This is a genomic window from Alkalisalibacterium limincola (assembly GCF_008017755.1).
GTDB classification, from domain to species: Bacteria; Pseudomonadota; Gammaproteobacteria; order Xanthomonadales; family Xanthomonadaceae; genus Alkalisalibacterium; species Alkalisalibacterium limincola.
This window is the reverse complement of sequence record NZ_VRTS01000010.1, coordinates 18,450-41,267: the sequence shown is the minus strand read 5'-3', so window position 1 is coordinate 41,267 and position 22,818 is coordinate 18,450. Positions and strand designations below refer to the sequence as shown.

Below are 22,818 nucleotides of genomic sequence, written 5' to 3'. Positions count from 1 at the left end.
ACGGACCCTGACCCGATGATCGAGTTCTATCCCCAGATCAAACAGGCCCACGTCGGCTTCGTGCTGCTCAGCGGCGGGCTGTTCGCCCTGCGTGGGCTGCTGTTGCTGGCCGGGCAGCGCTGGGCCAATGCCCGCCCGATCCGTTGGCTGAGCTACACGATCGACACCGGCCTGCTGACCGCCGCGCTGATGCTGCTGGTGGCCCTCAAGCTCAATCCGTTCGTGGTGCCGTGGTTGGCGGTGAAACTGGTGCTGCTGGTGGTCTACGTGGTGCTGGGCTACATCGCCCTCAAGCGCGCCCGGGGCTGGCCGCGGGTGGCCTGGTACGCGGCTGCGCTTGCCTGCTTCGGCTTCATGTACACCGTGGCCCGCGCCCACCATCCGCTGGGCCTGTTCGCGGAGTGGCTGGCATGAGCGACCCGAACCTGCATCCGCTGTTCCTGGGCCCCTACGGCGAGAACGACGCACTGCTGGAAAAGCTGGTCGTGGAGTTCCTGCGCGACCACGTCTACTGGCGGCGCAACTTCCACCCCGAGGATCCGCCGGCGATCCCGACCCGCGCCGCGCAGACCCCGGAGTTCCAGGCCTTCGAGGCACGGCTGCGGCGCGAACTGCACCAGCTCTCGGCATCGCTGAAGCGTTCGGTGCCCTTCCACAGCCCACGCTACATCGGCCACATGGTGTCCGACGTGCTGCTGCCGGGCCTTGCCGCGCAATTCCTCGCCCTGCCCTACAACCCCAACAACGTCAGCGCCGACGCGGCACCCGTGACGATCGACATGGAGCTCAAGGCCGGCCTGCAGCTGGCGCGGATGCTGGGCTTCCCCCACGACCCCGCGCGTGAGGACTGCGCCTTCGGACACCTCACCTCCGGCGGCACCGTCGCCAACTACCAGGCCCTGCGACTGGCCCTGGCGCTGAAGGCCTTCCCTGTCGCACTGCGTGCGATCGCCCCGCCCGGCATGACGCTGCCATGCGACGACTGGGCCGCCTTCAACCTCGGCGCCACGGCCGCGACCGACCTGTTCGACCAGTGGCGATGCTGGGTGTCACGCCAGCCGGGATCCCAGCGGCGCCATTGGCAGGCTCGGCTGGAGGCCGAACGCATCGAACAATTGGGGCTGTCGGGCTTCTTCGCCCGCCACCCGGAGCTGCGTACACCGATCGTGCTGGCACCGGTCACCGCGCACTACTCGTGGTCGAAGGGCATGAAGCTGCTCGGGCTCGGGGCCGGCCAGCTCGAACTGGTGCCCGAGCACGGCATGCGCATGGACCCGGCCGCCCTGGAAGCGACCTGCGAACGCGCGCTCGCCGAGCGGCAGCCGGTACTGGCCTGCGTGGCGGTCCTGGGCAGCACCGAATTCGGTACGATCGACCCGGTCGACCGGGTGCTGCAGGTGCGCGATCGGATGCTGGCACGCGGACTGGGCATGAGCGTGCATGTCGACGCGGCCTGGGGCGGCTACCTGGCGACCTTGTTCCGCACGCCCGAGGGCGGCCTGCGGCCGCTGGCCGACATGCGCCAGGTGCATGCGGACTTCCCTTCGCGCGAGGTGCACGACGCATTCGCGGCCCTGGGCGGGGTGGACTCGGTGACGGTCGACCCGCACAAGCTCGGCCACCTGCCCTACGGTGCCGGCGCCTTCGTGTGCCGCGACCAGCGCGCGGCCGAGCTGCTGTCGGAGTCGGCCGACTACGTCTTCGCTCCGGCCGGCGCGGACGACTTCTTTTCGCGCTTCCGCCAGCTCGGGCGCTTCGTCCCGGAAGGCTCGAAGTCCGGCGCCGCGGCCGCGGCGGTCTACGTCACCCACAAGGTGCTGCCGCTCGACCACGCCAACTTCGGGACCATCGTGGCCGAAAGCATCCGCGGTGCCGAGGCGTTCCGGCAGGCGGCCACGCGCTTCAAGCTGCGCATGGCCGGTCGCCTGCGCGTGGACGTGCCGTTCGAGCCCGACTGCAACCTGGTCTGCCTCGCCCTCAACCCAGCCGGGAACCGCGACGTGGCGGTGATGAACGGATTCGTTCGCCGCGTGTTCGATACGCTGCGCGCCGACCCCCGGCTGCCGCTGCAGTCACGCGAGTTCTTCGGCTCGATCACCACGCTCAAGCCCGCGGCACTCGGCGAGGCGGACACGGCGCGGGTCATGCGCGCGCTCGAACTGGATCCGGACCTGCTCGATGGTGATCGCGAGGGCGAGTCCGACCGGCTGGTGATCCTGCGCCACACGCTGATGAATCCGTTCCTGCTCGACGAGGAGAACGGCATCAGCTACATCGACGGCTATTTCGATTTCCTCGAGCGCGAGTGCGACCGGCTGCTCTGGACGCAGCCCGAGCACCGGATCCCCGATGACCAGGACGTGGCCTGATGGACACGACCAGCGCCGCCTTGGCCATCTGCACCGGCGTCGGTGCCGGCCGCTCCTGGGTCAATGCAGCCGTCGAGTGCTCGCGCGCGAGGCGCAGGGCGCAAGGGATACGCCGCTGCGGACCCTCGCCCTGCCCGGCTTTCCCGGTATCGAACTGTTCTTGAAGGATGAGTCCGCACACCCGACCGGCAGCCTCAAGCATCGCCTGGCGCGTTCGCTTTTCCTGTACGCGCTGTGCAACGGACGCCTGGTGCGTGGCCAGGGCGCGATCGATGCGTCTTCGGGCAGTACGGCGATCTCCGAGGCCTGGTTCGCGCGCATGCTGCGCGTCCCCTTCACCGCGGTGATGCCCGAAACCACTGCGCCGGGGAAGATCCGCGAACTGCGCAAGCTCGGGGCGCGCTGCGAGCTGGTTGGCAGCGACGTGGACTGCACCGCCATGGCGCGGGCGATCGCCGCGCGCGACCACCTGTGCTTCCTCGACCAGTTCGGCTTGGCCGAGCGCGCCACCGACTGGCGCGGCAACAACAACATCGCCGAGTCGATCATCGGACAGATGGCCGCGCATGGGCACCCCGACCCTGCCTGGATCGTGTGTGGCGCCGGCACCGGCGGGACCTCCGCCACGATCGGCCGCTACCTGCGCTACCGGCGCATGTCCACCTCGTTGTGCGTGGCCGAACCCACGGCTTCCGCCTTCGTGCACGGCTGGAACGCACGGCGTGCCGGGCGATGCTGGGACGGCGCACCCGTGGCCGAGGCCACGGTGATCGAGGGCATCGGCCGTCAACGTATCGAGCCGGGCTTCGTGTTCGACGTGGTCGATGCGATCGTCGAGGTCGACGACGCTGCATCGATCGCCCACATGCGTGCGCTGGAACTGCGACTCGGCCGCCGCTACGGCGGCTCCTCGGGCACCAACCTGGCCGCCTGCCTGGTGCTGGCGCGACGCATGCGCGAGCGCGGAGAGCGCGGCAGCATCGTCAGCCTGCTGTGCGACCGGGGCGAGCGCTACGCGGAGACCTTGTTCGATGGCCGGTGGCTGAGCGCGCAGGGACTGGCCACGCCGAATCCCGCGCCCGCCGGACTGCCGGATGCCGAGCTGCCCGACCCGGCGTGACGGATCGGAAAGTCGACCGCTCCCGGGCGGGAAGCGTGGACCCGGTCAGGGCTTTGTGCTTCCGGGCGAAGGCATGCCCGGATCTTCGAACTGCCGCGCATAGTCCCCGAGCGCGCTACGCATCGAGGCCACCGGCGCGGAGTCGGACGGGTTCGCATGCAACGCCCGCGAACCGACCATCAACTGCGCCAGGATCAAGTGCAGGGCGTGGTCGGGCTCCGGCTCTAGCTCGCAGTTGGCGAACATGAAGGCCACCGCCTCATCGACCGCGGTGGCCAATTCATGCACCTGGGCTTCGGCAAGCCCATCCGACTCATGCCGCGACAAACCCTCCATGGCATCCCGCGTGCGCCGCATGCCCTCGCGCAGTGGCGCATCGGAAGCCCAACGATCACCATCGACGGGAACCGACCCTGGCTGATCCTTGTCGGCGCCGTGCTGCGGGTGCTGCTGCTGATGATGATGATGATGATGATGATGATCCGCGCCGGAGTGGCACGGCTCGCTGGCGAAGGCAGGGCCGGCAGCCAGGGTGAGGGCCAGCAGGGTGAGCGGGAATCGTCGTGTCATGTCGGGGGTCTCGCAGGAGGCTCGGGTTCGGGCTTGGAATCGGCTGTGGTTCGCCGATGTCCCCATGCCCGGCGCCGGATCTTCGGCCCCGGGCATGCGGCAGTGGTGTCCTCAGCCTCCGTCGGTGACATGGAACTGGCCCTTCATGAGCGCGAAGTGGCCGGGAAAGGAGCAGAAGAAGGTGTACTTGCCGCCCACCTCGAGCTGGTCGAGGCTGAACGTGATCGTGGTGCTTTCGCCACCGCCGATGACGGGCGTATAGGCGATGACGCGCGTGTCGCCGGGCTTGACGTATTCGTTGTCGATGCCGGCCTGCATGCCGTCCTGGTAGGCCGCCTGGGCATCGGCGTCGGTGGCCAGGACCCAGTTGTGACCCATGGCATTGCGCGGGAGGGTCCCCGAATGCGTCAAGGTCAGCTCGACCTCGCTGCACGACGCGTCCACGGTCAGTGCATCGGTGGAAAACTGCATCGCATCGTTGCTGTCGATGGTCAGCGAGCAGTTCGCGGCAAACGCGAACTGGCTGGCCAAAAGGCCTGCTGCAAGGATTGAAAGCTTGGCTGCGAGTTTCATTTTTGACTCCATTTGATTCGAAAGATGGTGGGTGGATTGGAATTGCGTCTGACCGGGTGCCGGCGCTGATCGGATCGATCGCGGCGCCCCGGAGGATCGCCATGGCCTGGCGACCCTCCGGTTGCATCAGCGTTCGCGGACGATGATGCGACCCTTCATGTACGGGTGCGGGGTGCATATGTAGTCGTACTCACCGGATTCGTCGAACACGACGCTGCCGGTTTCGCCGTGGCCCAGCAGCGGCGTGGCGAAGCGCTTCGGCCCCCGCATGCCGACGGCGTTGTGCACGCCGGAGAACTCGCCGGCCAGGTAGGTGAATACATCCTCGTTGACCCAGGTCACCGTGGTGCCCGGCTCGATCTCGATGACCTTGGGGTGGTAGGAGTTGCCGATGATCTCGACGACCACTTCCTTGACCTCCGGCCCGTAGGACACGACACGGTCGGCAGCCGCAGCCATGCCCTTGCCCGCGGTGCCGGGCGCGAACGGGGAGATCGTCCGGGTCGCGTTGGCGGCCTTCTCGGTCATTTCCTCCTCGGTCCATTGCGGACCGTCGGCGAGCACCGTCTTCGGGGTGTCCGCGTTCCTGTCGGCGACCAGCAGGCCGATCGCACCGCGGCTCGTCGGACCGACCGAGTGGCTGAGCATCGTGTAGGCGCCTTCATCGGGCGGCACGCGGAACTCGATCACCCAGGAGTCGGAGGGGCCCGAGGTCACGGTCTGTCCGCCGGGCATCCATGCATCGGGATGACCCTGCCAGTAGACGTAGTCCCAGATGATGCCGACCAGGTGGAACGTCGAGACCAGGTTCGGGCCGACGTTGAGGTAGTAGATGCGGACGTAGTCGCCGGGCTTGGCGGTGATCGGGTTTTCGATGTAGCGGAACGGCTGGCCGTTGAAGGCCGTGTAGGCAGGGTGGCCATCCACCGCCTCGCGGCCGCTGGTGTAGAACTCGTTCTGCAGCAGGTACAGCGTCAGGTCGGGCTTCCTGCCGAGTTCCTGTTCGAGCTTGTACTGCTTGTCCTTGGGCTCGACGACGATCATGCCGTACTGGCCGAACAGCACGTGCATCGGGATGGCGTGCCCGCCCGGTGCGCAGTGCCACATGTACACGCCCGGTACGGTGGCGCGGAAGGTCACGCTCTTGGTTTCGCCCGGGGCGATCTGGCCGACGTACTTCGAGGTCTGCGTGTAGGCGGCATGGATCGAGGCGCCGTGCGGCACGGTGCCGGTGTTGACGACGGTGAACTTCACGATGTCGCCCTCGGTTACGCGCAGCGTCTGCCCGGGAACGCCGCCATCGGCGAGGAAGCCGTCGTACATGACGCCCTGGCCGAGGTAGGTCAGGCCCTCGTCGAGCGTGATGGTGAAGTGGTGGTCGGGCTCGACGTCCTGCGGCACGAAGCTGGTGGCGGGAATCGACAGACCCTCGTCGCGCCGGATGATCTCGATGAAGTCCGCACCTTCGAAGATGTCGTCGAGTCTGGCGCTGGCGGGCGTGCCGGGCGCGCCGGAGCCCCGTGCGGACTGGCCCAACGGCAGCCCGCGCTGGTTTTCGACCGCAGCCAGGACGTCACGTGCCATCGGCGTGTCGCTGCGCTCGTTGTGCAGTTGATGCATCAGGGAATCGTTGCAGGAGTCGCAGGCGCTGGCCTGGGGGGCGAACAAACCCGCCGCCAACGCCAGTGCAGCGAGGAACGTGACCGCCGAGCCTGCCTTGCGCCCGACACTGGTTGTTGCTTCGGTGCTCATCGTGGGTGCTCTCTTGGGTTTCGGTAACGGTTTGAACGACGGTTCAGTGCTGCGATCACGGCTCCATCTGCATCAGGTGCGCGATGATGTCGCGGGTTTGCTGCTCGCTCAGGGTGTGGCGAAACGCCGGCATGGCCGCGCTCACGCCAACGGCCATGCCACCGTCGCGGGTGGCCAGGTAGAAGCGTTCGGCATCGGCGCCGCCGGCCGTGAAGTCGGGCGGACCGGGGTCGACGCCCGGCCCTGCTGGCCATCACCGCGACCTGCCGGCCCGTGGCACGCGGCGCAATGGCGCTGGTAGAGCGGCTCGCCCGCAGCCGCGTCGCCCTGGACTTCAAGGGCGGTGGGCGTTCCACTCGACGCCTGGACGGGAACGGCATGCAGCAACACGAGCAGACATGTCGCGAGTGCGATTGATGCGTTCCACTCCAGCGTCGCCATGACCTTCATTTTCGAGTCTCCATTCGCCGCTTCATCTCTCGAACGGTGCATCCGCATCACGTTCGGGGCAGTGGCTGCGGCCGGCTTCCCGACCGTTCCATTCCCTGCACCTGCATCGTGGCAACGGCGGCGTGCCCCGTCGCTGACATGGGTCAAGCCCGGTGCTGTTCCACGGGTCGTGCGAGCGAATGCCATGACGGCAGGCCGCCACGCGGATCGCCGGAAACCGGCGGCCCGGAGGCGGCAGCGCACTCACAGCAACGGCTGGAGTCGTTCCATCAGGGTTTCAGCGTCGTGTGCGCCCAGCAGGCGTTCACGGACGACGCCTTCGCGATCGATGAGAAGGGTCAGCGGAACCGTTGTCGCGCCGAAATGGGCATTCGCCTGTTCCATCGACGCAAGCCACAGCGGATAACTCGGCTCCAGGTCCAGGCGCCGCCGCCAGAAGGCCAGCACCTGGTCGGCCGACCCTGAATCGGCCGCCAGTCCGATCACGGTCGCACCGTGTGGCTCGATACGGCGCTGGAGTTCGACCAGTTCCGGGATTTCTCCGATGCAGGGGCCGCACCAGATCGCCCAAAGGTTGAGCACGATGACCTGGCCGCGGTAGTCCGCGAGGGAAACGCTTTTCCCGTCGGTGGAGTCGTACACCGGTTCCGCACCGTGGCTGGTTGCGGCCCACGACAACGAGGTCGCCATCATCAGGAGAAAGGGGGCTGTCCAGTGGGCTTGTCGCATGTTGACCTCGCGCTCGAATCGCGTGTGCCGCCGACCCCCGAACGGCTGGAGCCGGCCGTGCGGCCGGGAAGAGCGGTGGGCGCAGGGGTTGTGAGCCTCAGTCTCGGCTTGGAAGCCGGTGCTCGCATTGACGCGGGTCAAGCGTCTTCAACATGGTCGACTACGTCTCGTGACGCTCGGCGGCAAGCATCGGCCCTGCGCGATGCGGGGCCGATTCGATGGGTATGCGGTTGTGGCAGCGCTCAGTCTTCCCAGCCCCAGGGCGCCGGAGGCGCCTGGACCGGCCGCGTCAGGTCGAAGTCGACCTGGAAGCTGCGCTCGGTGCCGACCCGGTTCGCTGCGTAGACGAAGCGCTCTCCGGGATGCACCTCCATCAGCCACACCGAGCGCAGGCCACTGCCGGGGATCGCCTCCCGGGTCCGGTCGCCTGCGGGGAACATCTGCGTGTCGGCACTGCCCGCGTTGCTGCTGGTGCCGCCGTACATGGTCATGGCCTCGGGCCGACCGTCTTCATGGCGGTGGTCGTGCTTGAGCTCGATGCGCTCCCCGCGCCGGGTCAGCACCCAGGTGCGGGAACGGTCCTCGTCGACCACCAGCGGGATGCGGATGCGCTGCGCCGTGCAGTCGCGCACGTGCATCACCACCCGCTTGTCGCGAAACGTGTCGTCGCCCTCGGGCGCGCGCACCAGCGTTCCCTCGAAGGCGCTGCCGCACAAGGACTGCATCCGTTCCCACCAGGAGTCGGGTGCGTGTGCTTGCTGGTCGGGGGACGCTGCGGACACGGCGCAAAGCGGGAGACCCGCCAGCACGAGGAGAAGCAAGATCGGGGTTCGACGCATGACGGCACATCCGGTTGGGGGTGTGCCGTCACTCTAGGCTGGCGCGCGCGCCTGGACAAACCGCCAGCGATTCATCGCGGGCGGCTCGGCACACGCATGATGTCAGCGCGGTTGCGTGGGCTCGACGGGGGCCCGACCGCCTCGGCGGAACCGCTACTCGGGTCCTGTTCCGACACGCCGGGCACGGCCACGACATCGGCTTGCTCTGGCGAGGCACCGGCCACGGATCCGGGCCCACCCTCCCGCGCCGGCAGCCCCACCAGCGTTACCGCAAGCGGATTGGGACGCAAGTCCTTCGAGGCACCCGTCGAGGCGTCGACGACGAGCCCCACCACGCCGCCGATGAGTACGTTGCCCGCCATGCCGGTGGCACCCGCACCCGATATTTGCGGCAGGATGCTGGTGACGACCGGTTCGTACCCCTCGCGTTCGATCTCGACCTCGAAGCCGTGCTTGCGGCGCTTCTCGATCGCGCAGGGCGTCACGCAGGTTTCGCCGGTGGACAGGCGCACGAGGGCGCCGGCCGGCTCGGTGGTGACGACGAAGGTTTCAGTGGTTCCCCGGGTCACTGTGGCACAGCCCGTCAGGCCGACCACGGCGATGGCCGCGATCAGCGAAGTCGCTGGTTTCATGATTGACGCCCCCTGTATGGATCGACCCGCTGGCTACGGGACGGTGGCCATACTGGACAGGTCTGCGGCTGGCTGCAAGTCCGCAGTACAGGGACGGGGGCGCGGGGACGGACGTCGGGACGATGGGGGCGCCGCGCAGGCGACGATTGAAAGGAGCAGGACTGCTCAGTCGCCGCGGTTGCCGCGACCCCGGCCCGGACCATCGTCCTGCCGATCGCGGTTGCGGTTGCCTTGCCCCTGCTGGCCCTGGCCACGAGGACCGGCATCCTGGTTGCCCCGGCCGCGCTCGCCCTGTGCCTGGCCCTGACCCCGGCCTGGCTGGCCGGACGCGTCCTGAACGGCACCGCGCGCACGCGCTGCACCGGTCTGTCCCTGTCCGCGGCCACGAGGACCGTCCGACCAGTCGACCCGGTCGCGCGAGTCGATGTCGATCGGGTAACCCCAGCGGCTGTAGGTGGAGACGGTGCCACGCTTGAGCGCGTGGAACTCCGGCGAGCCGGGCTTGATGCCCATGTCCTGGGCGATCCGGCCCCAGCCTCGGCCCGGGTTCGCGTCGTAGCGCTCGACCACGCGCGCGCAGCCGATACCCAGGACACTGGCGATCGAGCAGGCCATGTAGATGTCTCCCGGGGCCCAGCCGCGGCTGTCGAGCAGTTCGACGACCAGCGAACGCGGCGCGCCCAGCGTGGTGACTTCGCTGACGAACGGGTCGCGATGGCGACGCCCGAAGGTGTCGACCTCGCCCATGCGGCCGTCCAGCCAGCCATCCCCGGTATTGATCCTGTAGCCGCCGGCCTGGGCCTGGGCGACAGCAGCCATGCCAAGCCCCAGGGCGATGGCAACGGCCAGCGCGGCAATCCTCGACTTGATCATGACGCGTGTCCTTGTGGTGATGGATCCGATGCCCGATTGTGCCGATCCGCGCTGAACGGCGGCACAAGCGGCATCGTCAACTCATCCGCACTTGGAATACCCGCAGTTGAGGCAGGTGGCGCAGCCGTCCATGACCACGACGGCCTTGGTGCTGCACTTGTGGCACATCGTGGCCGAGGGCGGGAAGCTGGTGCCTTCGCCGGTCACGCTGACATCCTCGTCGCGTGCAGCCGGCGCGTGGGTGGCCTCGTAGGCGGCGCGCTTCTCGTTGATCAGCGCGCGCTGGTGCTCGTCGAGCTCGGGGTCGTGGATCAGGCCGATGCGCTTCATGTGGTCCTCGACCACCGCACCGATCTCGGCCACGATCGACGGCATGTACACGCCGCCGGCCTTGAAGTAGCCGCCCCGCGGATCGAACACCGCGCGCATCTCCTCGACCAGGAAGGTGCAGTCGCCACCCTTCCGGAACACCGCCGACATGATCCGGGTCAGCGCGACGATCCACTGGAAGTGGTCCATCGACTTGGAATTGATGAACACCTCGAACGGACGGCGCAGCTCGTGTTCGGTGCCGGCGTTGAGCACGATGTCGTTGATGGTGACGTACATCGCGTGCTCGACCAGCGGTGACTTGATCTTGTAGGTCGAGCCGATCAGCACCTCGGGGCGCTCGATCTGCTCGTGCATCTGGATCACTTCGGCGCCGCGCTTGCGCTCCTCTGCCACCGGGGTCGGGGTCTGCTCGGCCTTGGCCGTGGCCTTGTCCTCGGGCTTGATGACGCTGTAGCCCTTGATTTTCTTGTTGATCTTGACGGCCATGACACAACTCCCGAAACGGTTCTGGCAGACGGCACCGCGCCGCCGCCTGGATGGAACCCGTGGCTGCCCGCCCAACGCCACGGCGATGGGCGGGCTGCTTCCCACGGGGCTACTTCTTCTTCGCAGTCGCCTTGCCGCCCTTGCGGCCGGCAGCCGAGCGCTGCGCGCTCTTCTTCGCCACCGTGGCACGCCCCTTGGCGGCCGCGGCCTTCTTCGCGGTGCCCTTCTTCACCGCAGCGCTGGACTTCTTCGCGCTGCCGGTCGCCTTGGACACCTTCTTCGCCGCCGACTTGACCGACTTCTTGGCCGCGGTCGCACGCTTGGCGGTCGCCTTCTTCGCGGTGGTCGTACGGGTCTTGGCCGACTTCTTGACCGCCTTGGCCTTCTTGGTGGCCGACTTCTTGACCGCCGTCGCCTTCTTCGCGCTGGCCTTCTTGGTGGCGCCCGCCTTCTTCGCCACCGACTTCTTGGCGGCCTTCGTCTTCTTGGTCACCGCGCCCTTCTTGGCCGCGACGGACTTCTTGGCGGCTTTCGCCTTCTTGGTCACCGCGCCCTTCTTGGCCGCGGCAGACTTCTTTGCGGCGTTGGCCTTCTTGGTTGCTGCACCCTTCTTGCCGGCGCCGACTTCTTCGCCGTCGCCGACTTCTTCGCCGCCGACTTGCGGGCGTCGGCCACGCGCTTGCCCACGGACTTCCTGGCCTTGGCTACTGCGGCGCTGGCGCTGGCCACCACCTCTTCGGCCTTGTGCTTGACGGCACTGCCGATGTTCTGCGCGGTCTCGACCACGTTCTCGGCCGCGTGGCCGATGGTCGAGGTGACGCCGTTTCCATTGCTCATTTCTATCCCCTCCTCGTCATGGGGTGTGTTGTCGAGCGGAACGATGCCTTGCTGTTTCCGCGTGATCGAAGGACCACGCCAATAAGCTAACCCGCCGGGTGTCACGCGCAAGTGGTTGGGAGAAGTTTTTTTTCCAGGCCGCCGGCGGCCGGGCCTCAGAACTTGCCGTAGTACCCCTCCTTGAGGGCGTCGAAGAGGTTCGCGGCGGTGTGCATCTCGCCGTCGTATTCGACCTGCTCGTTGCCCTTGGCCTCGACCACCGTCCCGTCCTCGAGCTCGAAGCGGTAGGTGGTGTTCTCCAGGTCGGATTCCTTCACCAGCACGCCCTGGAACGCCTCGGGGTTGAAGCGGAACGTGGTGCAGCCCTTGAGGCCCTTGGCGTGGGCGTAGGTGTAGATGTCCTTGAAGTCCTCGTACGGGTAGTCGGTCGGGACGTTCGCGGTCTTGGAGATCGAGGAGTCCACCCACTTCTGCGCGGCGGCCTGGATGTCGACGTGCTGCTTGGGCGTCACCTCGTCGGCGGAGATGAAGTACTCGGGCAGGCGGCTCTGGGCGTCCTCGCTGAAGGGCATCGCCGCGGCATTGACCAGCTGCCGGTAGGCCAGCAGCTCGAAGCTCAGCACCTCGACCTTCTCCTTGGACTTCTTGCCCTCGCGGATGATGTTGCGCGAGTAGTGGTGCGCGAAGCTCGGCTCGATGCCGTTGGAGGCATTGTTGGCCAGGCTCAGGCTGATCGTGCCGGTGGGTGCGATGGAGCTGTGGTGGGTGAAGCGCGCGCCGACCTCGGCCAGCTCCTCGACCAGCTCCGGTGCCACCGACGCCACGCGCTGCATGTAGCGCGAGTACTTCGCGTGCAGCACCTTGCCCGTGATCTCCTGGCCGAGCTGCCAGCCGTCGGCGACCATCTCCGGGCGCTTGCGCAGCATCTCGGCGGTCACCTCGAAGCGCTCCTCCATGATCGGGGCCGGTCCCTTCTCCTTGGCCAGTTGCAGCGCCACTTCCCACCCGGCCAGCGCCATCTCGCGCGCCACCTTCTCGGTGAACTCGCAGCTGCCTTCCGAACCGTAGGGCATCTTCAGCATCGTCACCGTCGAGCCCAGGCCCAGGAAGCCCATGCCATGGCGGCGCTTGCGCAGGATCTCCTCGCGCTGCTGCGCCAGAGGCAGGCCGTTGACCTCGACGACGTTGTCGAGCATCCGGGTGAACACCCGCACGACCTCCTTGTACTCCTCCCAGTCGAAGCGGGCCTTGTCGGTGAACGGGTCGCGGACGAACTTGGTCAGGTTCACCGAGCCCAGCAGGCAGGCGCCGTAGGGCGGCAGGGGCTGCTCGCCGCAGGGATTGGTGGCGCGGATGTTCTCGCACCACCAGTTGTTGTTCATCTCGTTGACCCGGTCGATCAGGATGAAGCCCGGCTCGGCGTAGTCGTACGTCGAGGCCATGATCATGTCCCACAGGTGCTTGGCACGCACGGTGCCGTAGACCTTGCAGGCCACCAGGCCGTCATCGCGGGTCACGTAGCTGGCCGTGTTCGGCCACTCGCGCCACACCACCTGGTCCGGGTTCGCGGTATCGACCTCGTCGGCTTCCTTGATGTTGACCGGGAAGGCCAGCTGCCAGGTGGCGTCGGCGGCCACGGCGGCCATGAACTCGTCGGTGATCAGCAGCGACAGGTTGAACTGGCGCAGGCGGCCGTCCTCGCGCTTGGCGCGGATGAAGTCGCGCACGTCCGGGTGGCTGACGTCGAAGGTGCCCATCTGGGCGCCGCGGCGGCCACCGGCCGAGGACACGGTGAAGCACATCTTGTCGTAGATATCCATGAACGACATCGGCCCGGACGTGTAGGCGCCGGCACCGGACACGTAGGCACCCTTCGGGCGCAGGGTCGAGAACTCGTAGCCGATGCCGCAGCCGGCCTTGAGCGTGAGGCCGGCCTCGTGGACCTTGTCGAGGATGCCGTCCATGGAGTCGGTGATCGTGCCCGACACGGTGCAGTTGATCGTCGACGTGGCCGGCTTGTGGGCCTGCGCGCCGGCGTTGGAGGTGATGCGACCGGCGGGGATCGCGCCGCGGCGCAGCGCCCAGGTGAAGCGCTCGAACCAGTACTTGCGCAGTTCCGGCGTGGGCTCGGCATCGGCCAGCGCGCGCGCGACGCGCTGGTAGGTGTCGTCGATGCCCGCGTCGACCGGTTCACCCTGCTTGGTCTTGAGCCGGTACTTCTTGTCCCAGATGTCCTGGGAGGCCGGTTGCAGCGGGATCTCCGCGACCGAATCCGTCTTTACCGCCTCAAGCCGAACCGTGCTCATTGCCACTCCTCACCTGTCTGTTGCCCCCGCGGCCGGTCGGCCGTGGTGGATATCATTCGCGCAGCCATCGGCACGGTCGCCGCAGCGCCGGTGGCCGGAAACCCCGGACCGCGCTGCATTGGAAACCGCTTCTGGAACCGCCCATGGCGTGCCGCCCCCCTGTGACGGGCCCGAAACCCGTTCCAGCCCGTGATTTTGGGGGTACACACCCAAGCACTGGGGCTGCCCTGCATGCGCCACCCCAACATGTTGTGTGGCGGCCCTGACAACCCTACCGCTGGGGCCCGCGCACTGTCAACACGTCGTGACGGCTTTCACGCTTTGACCGGCCCAACCGTTTTTCATATACAATTCAATATCTTGCAAGTTAAATGACAGTTGTCCGCATTCACTCTTCGATTGCGTTACCGGAGGTCTCAGACAACGTGCGACAAGCCACTTTCCCATCAAACCGGCGCCCGACTGGCGCCCTGTCGATGCGCGTGCTCGCCCTGCTGCTGCTATGCCTGCCCCTGTCCGCAGCGGCCCTGCCCCCGAGCGACGGGGAGGGCCGGGAGTTGCCCTCGCTGGCACCGATGCTGGAGCGGGTGACCCCGGCGGTGGTGAACGTGCAGAGCCAACGGGTCGTGCAGGCACGCCATCCGCTGGCCGACGACCCGTTCATGCGCCGCTTCTTCGGCCTGCCCGACCTGCCACGCGAGCGCACCCAGCAGTCGCTGGGCTCGGGTGTGATCGTCGACGCCGCCCAGGGACTGGTGCTGACCAACCACCATGTGGTCGAGGCGGCGGACGGCATCGCCGTGACCCTGGCAGACGGACGCACGCTGGATGGCGAACTGGTCGGTGCCGACCCGGACACCGACGTGGCGGTCATACGAATCCCGGCCAGCGGCCTGCAGGCGTTGCGGCTGGCCGACATGTCGCGACTGCAGGTCGGGGACTTCGTCGTTGCGGTCGGCAATCCCTTCGGGCTCGGGCAGACGGTCACTTCCGGAATCGTCTCGGCGCTCGGGCGAACCGGCCTGCACGGCCTGGGCTACCAGAACTTCATCCAGACCGATGCGAGCATCAATCCGGGCAACTCCGGCGGCGCGCTGGTGAACCTGCGCGGCGAGCTGGTCGGCATCAACACGGCGATCTTCTCGCCATCCGGGGGCAACATCGGCATTGGCTTTGCGATCCCCTCCGATCTTGCGCAGGAGGTGATGGGCCAGTTGCTCGCGCACGGCGAGGTGCGCCGCGGCTCGATCGGCGTCGAAGCACAGGACATCACCCCGGGCATCGCCCGCAGCCTGGGCCTGGACAGCCGCCGTGGCGCGCTGGTCGCCCGGGTGTATCCGGACACGCCCGCGGCGCGGGCGGGCGTGCGCAGTGGTGACGTCATCGTCGACATCGACGGGCGTCGCATCGACAACGCCCAGGCCCTCTCCAATCTCGAGGGGCTGCTTCCGGTCGGCCGGGCACTGCCGCTGACCCTGCGTCGCGACGGTTCCGGCCATGTCGTGGACATCACGCTCAGCGCACGTCCGAGCCTCAACGGAAACTTGCTTGGCCGCGGCTTCCAGGGCGCGATGCTCGGCGAGCCGGGCGACCGGCAGCGGGCCCGCGGGGTGCGCGGCGTGCTGGTCAACGAAGTCGCGCCGAACTCGCCGGCCTTTTCACGCGGACTTCGACCCGGCGACCTGATCCTCGCCGTGGGCCCGCGCGAGGTGGACGGCCTGCAGGCGCTGGAAGCCGCCGTCGCGGCCACGCCAGGCCAGCTCTCGCTGAACGTTCTCCGAGGCCGGCGCCAGGGGGTACTGATCCTCGAGTAAGCGCGGCGTACACTGCTAGTTCGCCCGCCAAGGCGGGCACCGCACTGATTCACGGAGGAGGATGAGCATGAGCGATCACCACGACCCCCGCATGCACGCCGGCGGCGACGAGGCCGCGGAAGCCGCAGCCGAAGCGGCGGCCGAAGCCGCTGCCGAGGCCATCGAGGAGCTGGCCGAGGAACTCGGCCCAGACCACGTTGCGCTGGCGAAGAACCGCCTGCGCGAGGCCGGCGACCACATCCGCCAGGCCGCGACGCTGGCCGGGGCCAGCGCCCGCCATGCCGCGGAAGCGGCGAAGGCCGAGATCCTCTCGGGCCGCTCCGCGGTCGGCGAGGAGCTCCACGGTGCCGCCGATTCCGGCCGCAGTGCGGTCGACGAGGCCCGCGAGGCGGCCGCCGAGAAGGTCGAGTACGCGGTCGACCGCGGCACCGAACTGCTGGAGCAGGCGCAGGACTTCGTGCGCGAGAAGCCCCTGGCGGCATTCGGCATCGCCTTCGCATCCGGCTGGGTGTTGTCGCGACTGCTGCGTCGCGGCTGACCGGCGTGGTCCAGACCCGCATCGACGACGCGGCTGGGAATACGTCGGGAGGGGAATCGGGTCCGGGCGCAGCGTCGCCCGCGACGATCCCCGGGACCAGGGCGATGGACTGGGGGACACCGCGCGGCGCCTGTACGCCGAAGGCGAAACGGTCGCCCGCGGCGTGCTGCGCACGCTTGACGCGCTCCAGTCCCTGGCCGGGCACGAAGCGGCACTGGCCCGCGCCGCCCTGCCCCAGGCCGTGCTGTTCGCCGGCATCGCCGTGGCCCTGGGCCTGGCCACCTGGCTGTACCTGATGGCGTTGCTGGTGGCCTGGTTGCACCTGCTGCTGGGCTGGCCGGGCGCCATGGCGGTGGCCACGGGGCTGTCGCTGCTGGGCGCAGGCGCCTGCCTGTGGCGCTGCATCGTGCTGCTGAAGATGACCCGCTTCGAAGCGACGCGGCGCCAGTTGCGCGAGCTCAAACGGGTGCTGCGGCAGGAACCGGGACCCGCGGATGCGCCGCCGGAGGCGAGTGCGGACGGCGCCGCAGCGCCTTCGTCGGGGTCCACGCCATGAGCGGCCGCGTGGCCAAGCGCTCTCGGCGCGTCGCCGAGGCGGAAGCGGCCTTGACGACCCATCGACTGCTGCTGCGCGAGGAAATCCGCGAACTGGCCGCCGATGCCCGCGCCGCGGCCACGCCGGGGCGAATCGTCGTCGGTGGGCTCGCGCTGGGTGCGCTGGCCGGCCTGGCCAGCGGGCGCCGGTCAAAGGCAAGCGAAGGCACGCCGGCCAAGCCCGGACTGCTGCAGTCGCTGACCGGCATCGTGCGCCTGGTTTCGATGGTGATGCCGATGCTGGCTCCGCTCGTTGGCATGGTCCAGGGCGCCGCCTCGGCGCAGGCCGACCCGGCGGCACCTGCCTCGGGTGGCGCCGGAGTCGGGCCCGCAGACCCGCTTCCGTGAACAGCGAGTCCGACCAGCCCGGCGCGGCACCACCGCTGCCCGACCCGCCGCCCGAGAGCCCGCCCGCGCGTTCACGCACGGCACTCCCGTTGTACATCCTTGCCGCGCTCGCGCTGCTCTACACCGCATGGCTGGCGGGGCCGCTGGTGGTCCCGGTGCTGGTGGCGATGTTCCTGGCCCTGATCGGCAACCCGATCGTCCTGGTCCTCGAACGGCTCTGGATCCCCCGCTGGATAGGCGCCCTGGGGGTCATCTTCGTCGGGCTCGCCGCGCTGGTGCTGCTGGCCAACGTGTTGGTGGAACCCGCCGCGGAATGGGTGCAGCAGGCACCCGCGGAAGTGCGCCAGCACGCGCCGAAACTGCGGGCGCTCACTGCACCGTTCGAAGAAGCCAACCGCGCGGCGAGTGAATCGCTGCTGGAGCTGTCCGGCCGCCCGCAGACCGTCCCGGAGACGCCCGAGGAGGTCGAGGGCAGTGAACTGTGGGCCGTGCTTTCGGGAACGCCGATCACGCTGGCCAGCGTCGGCGCGATCATGCTGTTGTCGTTTTTCTTCCTCGTCTACGGCGGCGGCCTGCAGCAACGCGTGGTGGGGCTGTTCCCGGACCGGGCGCGCAAGCGGACCACCGTCGACATCCTGCGGACGGTCCAGGTCGAGGTGTCGCGCTACGTGTTCACGATCACCGTGATCAACCTGGTGCTGGGCGTGCTGACCGCCGCCGCGCTGTGGCTGATCGGCCTGGAGATCGAGGACGCACTGCTATGGGGTTTCTTCGTGGCGGTGCTCAACTACGCCCCCTATGTCGGCCCGCTGGTGGCCGCGATCGCACTGACCCTGGTCGGCATGGTCGCCTTCGACGACCTGTGGCACGCATTAGCGGTGCCCGGCGCCTACCTCGCCCTGAACATCCTCGAGGGCCAGTTCCTGACGCCGATCATCCTCGGCAGGCGGATGCGCATCTCGCCGTTGATCCTGTTGCTCTGGCTGCTGCTGTGGGGCTGGATCTGGGGCGTGGTCGGACTGCTGCTGGCCGTACCGATGCTGGTGACGCTCAAGATCATCGCCAGCCGCGTCGAAGGCTGGCAGGGTTGGGCCTCGGTCATGGAGCGCTGAACTGGATCACGGCGTCGCGATCCCGGCTCGCGATAGAATCGGGGCCGTGAACACCCTTCCACGCGCGATCACCCTGGACCTCGACGACACGCTCTGGCCGATCTGGCCGGTCATCGAGCGTGCCGAACGCGAGCTGCACGCCTGGCTGGCCGAGCACTGCCCGCGCACGCACGCGCGCTTCGACATCGAAGCGATGCGGGAGCTGCGCGAACGCATCGCCCACGAGCGTCGCGACCTGGCCCACGACTACACCGCGCAGCGCCGGCTGACGCTGCGCATGGCGCTGGCGGAGTGCGGGGACGACGTGGGCCTGGTGGATGCCGCGTTCGAAGTCTTCATCCGCTCGCGCAACGAGGTGGAGCTGTTCCCGGACGTGCCCGAGGCCCTGGAACGCCTGGCGCGGCGGGTCCCGGTGGCCGGGCTCACCAACGGCAACGCGGACCTGGCCCTGATCGGCCTGGACCACCACTTCCACTTCAACCTCGCCGCGCGCGAGCATGGCGAGGCCAAGCCCGAGCCCGGCATCTTCCTGGCCGCCTGCCAGCGCCTGCAGCTTCCGCCCGAGGCGGTGCTGCACGTGGGCGACCACCCGGAGTTCGACGTCTTCGGTGCGCACCGCGCAGGCCTGCAGACCTGCTGGCTCAACCGCAAGGGCGAGCGCTGGACCGCGACCGACCACCATCCCCATGTCGAGGTCACCACGCTGGCCGAACTCGCCGACTGGCTCGACGCACGCCACGAATCCCCGGAGCCCCCCCGCCATGCCCATGCCTGACTGCTTCGCCCCTGCCGATGCCCGTTCCGGCGCACTGCCACTGCATGCGTGTCGGCGCGACGAGCTCGAGCGTCTGGTGGCCGGGCTCGGGTCGGTCCAGCAGCACTGGATCTGGAGCCAGAACTTCCAGGCCGAACCCAACACCTGCCTGGTGGTGCCCGGCGATGACGGCCGCCCGGCGCTGGCCCTGGCCGGCGTGGCCGACGCCAGCGACCCGTTCGCCCTGGCCCACCTGCCGCTGCAGCTGCCGCCGGGCGACTACCGGCTGGAGGCCGTCGACGGCGTCGACGCCCCCGACCCGCTGCAGAGCCTGGTCGGCTGGGGGCTGGGCGCCTACCGCTTCGACCGCTACCTCACCGCGCGACGCCCGCCGGCACGCCTGGTGTTGCCCGAACACGATGCGGCCGACGTCATCGCCCAGGTCGATGCCAGCTGCCTGGTGCGCGACCTGGTCAATACCCCGACCGAACACATGGGCCCCGACGAGCTGGAGGCCGCGGCGCGCGAACTCGCCCAGACCCACGGCGGGGAAGTGGAGGTGGTGTCCGGGGAGGACCTGCTCGCGCACAATTTCCCCGCCATCCATGCCGTGGGCCGGGCCAGCCACCGCGCACCGCGCCTGATACAGCTGCGCTGGGGCAAGCCCGGCGACCCGCACGTCGCGATCATCGGCAAGGGCGTGTGCTTCGACACCGGCGGCCTGGACATCAAGCCCGGCGCCGGCATGCGCAACATGAAGAAGGACATGGGCGGCGCTGCGCATGCGCTCGGCCTGGCCCAGCTGGTCATGGACCGGCAGCTGCCTATCCGCATCACCGTGCTGGTGCCGGCGGTCGAGAACGCGATCGCGGCCAACAGCTATCGGCCCGGCGATGTCATCGCCACCCGAGCCGGCCTGAGCATCGAAATCGACAACACCGATGCCGAGGGCCGCATCGTGCTGTGCGACGCGCTGACCTATGCGGCGGAGTCCGACCCCGAACTGGTGCTGGACTTCGCCACGCTGACCGGCGCGGCGCGAATCGCGCTGGGCCCGGAGCTGCCGGCGCTGTACAGCAACGACGAGGCGCTGGCCGCGGACTACCTCAAGGCCGCCGCCGACAGCCGCGACCCGCTGTGGCGCATGCCGCTGTGGCAGCCCTACCTGAACTACCTCAAGAGCCCGATCGCGGACTGGGCCAACTCCGGCGCCTCGCGCATGGCCGGCTCGATCACCGCGGCGCTGTACCTGCAGCGCTTCGTGCCGGCCGGGCTGCCCTGGGCGCACAGCGACGTCTTCGCCTGGAGCGAGGCCGACCGCCCCGGCCATCCCGTCGGCGGCGACGCGCAGGGCCTGCGCGCGGCCTACACACTGCTCAAGGCACGCTACGCCGGCGCCGGGTGACAGCCATCACCGGCACGAAGTGAGTTCCGGCACTGTGCGCCCGGGGGGCGCCGGTGCCAGCCTGATACGGTGGCCATGCGGGGCCGGGCGAAGGGGAGCCAAGCGCTTATGGATCGTGCCGACGAAATGCTGCAGCAGCTGCGCATCGACCGCAGTCGCGGCCCTGCGCGCAAGCGCCGGCCACGCTGGGTGGTGCCGCTGGCCGTGGTCGTGTTGCTGGTGCTCGTCGTGGTGGCCATGGCGGCATTGCGCCCGGTCCAGGTCACCGTGGTGGGGGCGCGTGCGGCCGCCGGCGGGGGCCCGGCCTCGGTGCTCGACGCTTCCGGTTTCATCTATGCCCGCCGCCAGGCAACGGTGTCTTCGAAGATCACCGGACGGGTCGAGGAAGTGCTGATCGAGGAAGGCATGCGGGTCAGCCAGGGCCAGGTCATGGCCCGCCTGGACCCGGTCGATGCCCAGGCCCAGGACACGCTGGCCCGCGCCCAGGCCGAGGCCGCCCGCACCCAGCTGGGCGAGATCCAGGCCAACCTGGCGCTGGCCGAGCGCACGCTGGAACGTGACGAGCAGCTGGGCGAGCGGCAACTGATCTCTCGCGCCCAGATCGACCAGTCCCGCGCCCAGCGCGACGCGCTGCGTGCGCGCCTGTCCAACGCCCGCCAGCAGGTGGCGGTGGCCGAGGACCAGCGGGCGGTGGCCGCGCTGGGCGTGGACAACACGGTCATCCGCGCGCCCTTCGACGGCGTGGTGATCGAGAAGGCCGCGCAGCCCGGGGAAATGATCTCGCCGGTGTCGGCTGGCGGCGGGTTCACCCGCACCGGCATCGGCACCATCGTCGACATGACCTCGCTTGAAGTCGAGGTCGACGTCAATGAGGCCTACATCGGCCGCGTGCAGGCCGGCATGCCGGTCGACGGCGTGCTCAATGCCTACCCCGATTGGCGCATCCCCGGCGAGGTCATCGCAATCATCCCCGCCGCCGACCGCAGCCGCGCCACGGTGCGGGTGCGGGTGAAGCTGCACAGCGACGACCCGCGCATCGTGCCGGACATGGGCCTGCGGGTGAGCTTCCTGGAAGAGGCCGACCCGGACGCCGAACCGTTGCAGGGCGTGTGGCTGCCGGCGCGCGCGATCGTCGAGGACGAGGCCGGGCCGGCCGTGTTCGTGGTGCGCGATTCCCGGGCGGTGCGCACGCCGGTCGAATTGGGTGAAACCCGCGATGCCGACCGGCTGGTCACCTCCGGGGTCGGCGAGGGCCAGCAGGTCGTGCTGGGTCCACCCGAGGGCCTGCGCGACGGCAGTCGCGTCACGGTTGCGGCGCGCTGAGCATGGACACGTCGGGCCCGAATCGCGCCCCGGACGAACCGGTAGCGCCACTGGTCGAGATCCGCGCGGTCACCAAGGCCTACGAACGTGGCAAGCAGCGCATCGAAGTGCTGCACGGCATCGACCTGGACATTCCCGAAGGCGACTTCGTCGCGCTGATGGGGCCCTCGGGCTCGGGCAAGACCACGTTGCTCAACCTGATCGGTGGACTGGACAGTCCGTCAGGTGGCGAGCTGCGCGTCGACGGCGAGCGCATCGACCAGCTCGACGGCGACGCGCTGGCGGCCTGGCGGGCGAGCACGGTCGGCTTCATCTTCCAGAGCTACAACCTGATGCCGGTGCTCAGCGCCCAGCGCAACGTCGAGTTGCCGCTGCTGCTGACCGACATGAATGCGGCCGAGCGCCGGCGCCGGGCGGCCATCGCGCTGGAGCTGGTCGGCATCGCCGACCGCGCCGGGCACAAGCCCAATGAACTTTCCGGTGGCCAGCAGCAGCGCGTGGCCATCGCCCGGGCGCTGGTGTCCGACCCGCGGCTGCTGATCTGCGACGAGCCCACGGGCGACCTCGACCGCAAGACCGCCGACGAGGTGCTGACGCTGCTGCAGACGCTCAACCGCCACTTCGGCCGCACCATCGTCATGGTCACCCACGACCCGAAGGCGGCGGAGTACGCCAACCGCACCGTGCACCTGGACAAGGGGACCCTGGTCGATGAACCGGGCGCGCACTAGGGCCCGGCGGCCATGGCGCTGAAGTACCTGCCGCTGGTCTGGGGCGCGCTGATGCGGCGCAAGACCCGCACCGGCTTCACCCTGCTCTCGCTGGGCGCGGCCTTCCTGCTGATCGGCCTGCTGCAGGCGGTGAACTCGGTACTGGCCGGCGGCGCGGACTTCCTCGGTGCGAACCGGCTGATCACCCAGTCGCGCACCAGTTTCACCAACCCGCTGCCGATGCGCCTGCTGGCGCAGATCGAGGCCGTTCCCGGGGTCGAGCGCGTCGGCCACTCGCAGTTCTTCGGCGGCATCTACCAGGACGCGCGCAACTTCTTCCCGCAGTTCGCC

General features: G+C 68.9%; 25 protein-coding genes. 12 read left to right on the top strand and 13 right to left on the bottom strand.

Annotation, left to right across the window (positions count from 1 at the left end; translation table 11 throughout):
* The first annotated feature begins 15 nt into the window (after positions 1 to 15).
* The 3 genes from FU658_RS12710 (at position 16) to FU658_RS12700 (ending at position 3,489) form a co-directional block, all read left to right on the top strand.
* Positions 16 to 414: a SirB2 family protein gene (locus FU658_RS12710; RefSeq protein ID WP_147892424.1), complete on the top strand. Its 399-nt coding sequence runs from the start codon at positions 16 to 18 to the stop codon at positions 412 to 414.
* Entirely contained in the window at positions 411 to 2,369 is a 1,959-nt protein-coding gene (locus tag FU658_RS12705) for a pyridoxal phosphate-dependent decarboxylase family protein (RefSeq protein ID WP_147892423.1), read from the top strand. Before FU658_RS12710 ends, FU658_RS12705 begins: the two co-directional genes overlap by 4 nt.
* A gap of 76 nt (positions 2,370 to 2,445) precedes the next feature.
* Positions 2,446 to 3,489: a PLP-dependent cysteine synthase family protein gene (locus tag FU658_RS12700; RefSeq protein ID WP_255505609.1), complete on the top strand. Its 1,044-nt coding sequence runs from the start codon at positions 2,446 to 2,448 to the stop codon at positions 3,487 to 3,489.
* A gap of 45 nt (positions 3,490 to 3,534) precedes the next feature.
* Here FU658_RS12700 and FU658_RS12695 read toward each other — a convergent pair whose 3' ends face one another.
* The 12 genes from FU658_RS12695 to FU658_RS12645 all read right to left on the bottom strand — a co-directional run bounded on the left by FU658_RS12695 (position 3,535) and on the right by FU658_RS12645 (position 13,869).
* Positions 3,535 to 4,155: a DnrO protein gene (locus tag FU658_RS12695; protein WP_147892421.1), complete on the bottom strand. Its 621-nt coding sequence runs from the start codon at positions 4,153 to 4,155 to the stop codon at positions 3,535 to 3,537.
* Positions 4,156 to 4,170: 15 nt separating this feature from the next.
* Positions 4,171 to 4,632 carry an azurin gene (gene azu, locus FU658_RS12690; protein ID WP_321167752.1) on the bottom strand — a complete coding sequence of 154 codons (462 nt, stop codon included), beginning with the start codon at positions 4,630 to 4,632 and terminating at the stop codon, positions 4,171 to 4,173.
* A 126-nt stretch (positions 4,633 to 4,758) separates the two neighbouring features.
* The gene (locus FU658_RS12685) at positions 4,759 to 6,384 is read right to left on the bottom strand and encodes a plastocyanin/azurin family copper-binding protein (RefSeq protein ID WP_222708447.1); all 1,626 of its coding nucleotides are present in this window, start codon (positions 6,382 to 6,384) and stop codon (positions 4,759 to 4,761) included.
* 141 nt (positions 6,385 to 6,525) lie between these two features.
* Positions 6,526 to 6,825, bottom strand: a complete 300-nt coding sequence (locus FU658_RS16105) for a c-type cytochrome (RefSeq protein ID WP_425477618.1) — start codon at positions 6,823 to 6,825, stop codon at positions 6,526 to 6,528.
* Positions 6,826 to 7,077: 252 nt separating this feature from the next.
* A complete protein-coding gene (locus tag FU658_RS12675) occupies positions 7,078 to 7,704 on the bottom strand; it encodes a TlpA disulfide reductase family protein (protein ID WP_147892418.1) in 627 nt (208 codons plus the stop codon).
* Positions 7,705 to 7,805: 101 nt separating this feature from the next.
* Positions 7,806 to 8,288, bottom strand: a complete 483-nt coding sequence (locus tag FU658_RS12670) for a hypothetical protein (protein WP_147892417.1) — start codon at positions 8,286 to 8,288, stop codon at positions 7,806 to 7,808.
* Positions 8,289 to 8,473: 185 nt separating this feature from the next.
* Positions 8,474 to 9,034, bottom strand: a complete 561-nt coding sequence (locus tag FU658_RS12665; protein WP_147892416.1) for a PEGA domain-containing protein — start codon at positions 9,032 to 9,034, stop codon at positions 8,474 to 8,476.
* Between the two features lie 165 nt (positions 9,035 to 9,199).
* Entirely contained in the window at positions 9,200 to 9,907 is a 708-nt protein-coding gene (locus FU658_RS12660; protein WP_147892415.1) for a hypothetical protein, read from the bottom strand.
* Positions 9,908 to 9,988: 81 nt separating this feature from the next.
* Positions 9,989 to 10,726: a TSCPD domain-containing protein gene (locus FU658_RS12655; protein WP_147892414.1), complete on the bottom strand. Its 738-nt coding sequence runs from the start codon at positions 10,724 to 10,726 to the stop codon at positions 9,989 to 9,991.
* 109 nt (positions 10,727 to 10,835) lie between these two features.
* Positions 10,836 to 11,273: a hypothetical protein gene (locus FU658_RS14540; RefSeq protein WP_187266109.1), complete on the bottom strand. Its 438-nt coding sequence runs from the start codon at positions 11,271 to 11,273 to the stop codon at positions 10,836 to 10,838.
* On the bottom strand, positions 11,270 to 11,563 hold the full coding sequence (locus FU658_RS14535; RefSeq protein WP_187266108.1) for a hypothetical protein: 294 nt from the start codon (positions 11,561 to 11,563) through the stop codon (positions 11,270 to 11,272). The genes FU658_RS14540 and FU658_RS14535 overlap by 4 nt, the downstream gene beginning before the upstream one ends.
* A gap of 155 nt (positions 11,564 to 11,718) precedes the next feature.
* Positions 11,719 to 13,869 carry an adenosylcobalamin-dependent ribonucleoside-diphosphate reductase gene (locus tag FU658_RS12645; RefSeq protein WP_147892412.1) on the bottom strand — a complete coding sequence of 717 codons (2,151 nt, stop codon included), beginning with the start codon at positions 13,867 to 13,869 and terminating at the stop codon, positions 11,719 to 11,721.
* 476 nt (positions 13,870 to 14,345) lie between these two features.
* On the opposite strand from FU658_RS12645, the gene FU658_RS12640 reads away from it, so the two are divergent.
* The 9 genes from FU658_RS12640 to FU658_RS12605 all read left to right on the top strand — a co-directional run bounded on the left by FU658_RS12640 (position 14,346) and on the right by FU658_RS12605 (position 22,488).
* Positions 14,346 to 15,683 (top strand): Do family serine endopeptidase, encoded by a 1,338-nt coding sequence (locus FU658_RS12640; protein ID WP_147892411.1) that lies wholly within the window; start codon positions 14,346 to 14,348, stop codon positions 15,681 to 15,683.
* Positions 15,684 to 15,750: 67 nt separating this feature from the next.
* On the top strand, positions 15,751 to 16,221 hold the full coding sequence (locus FU658_RS12635; RefSeq protein WP_147892410.1) for an ElaB/YgaM/YqjD family protein: 471 nt from the start codon (positions 15,751 to 15,753) through the stop codon (positions 16,219 to 16,221).
* Between the two features lie 163 nt (positions 16,222 to 16,384).
* Positions 16,385 to 16,777, top strand: coding sequence for a hypothetical protein (locus FU658_RS12630; protein ID WP_147892409.1), 393 nt, complete (start codon positions 16,385 to 16,387; stop codon positions 16,775 to 16,777).
* Positions 16,774 to 17,163, top strand: coding sequence for a hypothetical protein (locus tag FU658_RS14530; protein ID WP_187266107.1), 390 nt, complete (start codon positions 16,774 to 16,776; stop codon positions 17,161 to 17,163). Before FU658_RS12630 ends, FU658_RS14530 begins: the two co-directional genes overlap by 4 nt.
* On the top strand, positions 17,160 to 18,275 hold the full coding sequence (locus tag FU658_RS12625) for an AI-2E family transporter (RefSeq protein ID WP_187266106.1): 1,116 nt from the start codon (positions 17,160 to 17,162) through the stop codon (positions 18,273 to 18,275). Before FU658_RS14530 ends, FU658_RS12625 begins: the two co-directional genes overlap by 4 nt.
* A gap of 46 nt (positions 18,276 to 18,321) precedes the next feature.
* The gene (locus tag FU658_RS12620; protein ID WP_147892407.1) at positions 18,322 to 19,050 is read left to right on the top strand and encodes an HAD family hydrolase; all 729 of its coding nucleotides are present in this window, start codon (positions 18,322 to 18,324) and stop codon (positions 19,048 to 19,050) included.
* Entirely contained in the window at positions 19,037 to 20,434 is a 1,398-nt protein-coding gene (locus FU658_RS12615; RefSeq protein WP_147892406.1) for a leucyl aminopeptidase family protein, read from the top strand. Before FU658_RS12620 ends, FU658_RS12615 begins: the two co-directional genes overlap by 14 nt.
* A gap of 108 nt (positions 20,435 to 20,542) precedes the next feature.
* The gene (locus tag FU658_RS12610) at positions 20,543 to 21,757 is read left to right on the top strand and encodes an efflux RND transporter periplasmic adaptor subunit (protein ID WP_147892405.1); all 1,215 of its coding nucleotides are present in this window, start codon (positions 20,543 to 20,545) and stop codon (positions 21,755 to 21,757) included.
* A gap of 2 nt (positions 21,758 to 21,759) precedes the next feature.
* The gene (locus FU658_RS12605; protein ID WP_147892404.1) at positions 21,760 to 22,488 is read left to right on the top strand and encodes an ABC transporter ATP-binding protein; all 729 of its coding nucleotides are present in this window, start codon (positions 21,760 to 21,762) and stop codon (positions 22,486 to 22,488) included.
* Here the strand turns inward: FU658_RS12605 and FU658_RS15560 are convergent.
* Positions 22,485 to 22,781: a hypothetical protein gene (locus FU658_RS15560; RefSeq protein WP_255505608.1), complete on the bottom strand. Its 297-nt coding sequence runs from the start codon at positions 22,779 to 22,781 to the stop codon at positions 22,485 to 22,487. The genes FU658_RS12605 and FU658_RS15560 overlap by 4 nt on opposite strands.
* Positions 22,782 to 22,818: the final 37 nt, after the last annotated feature.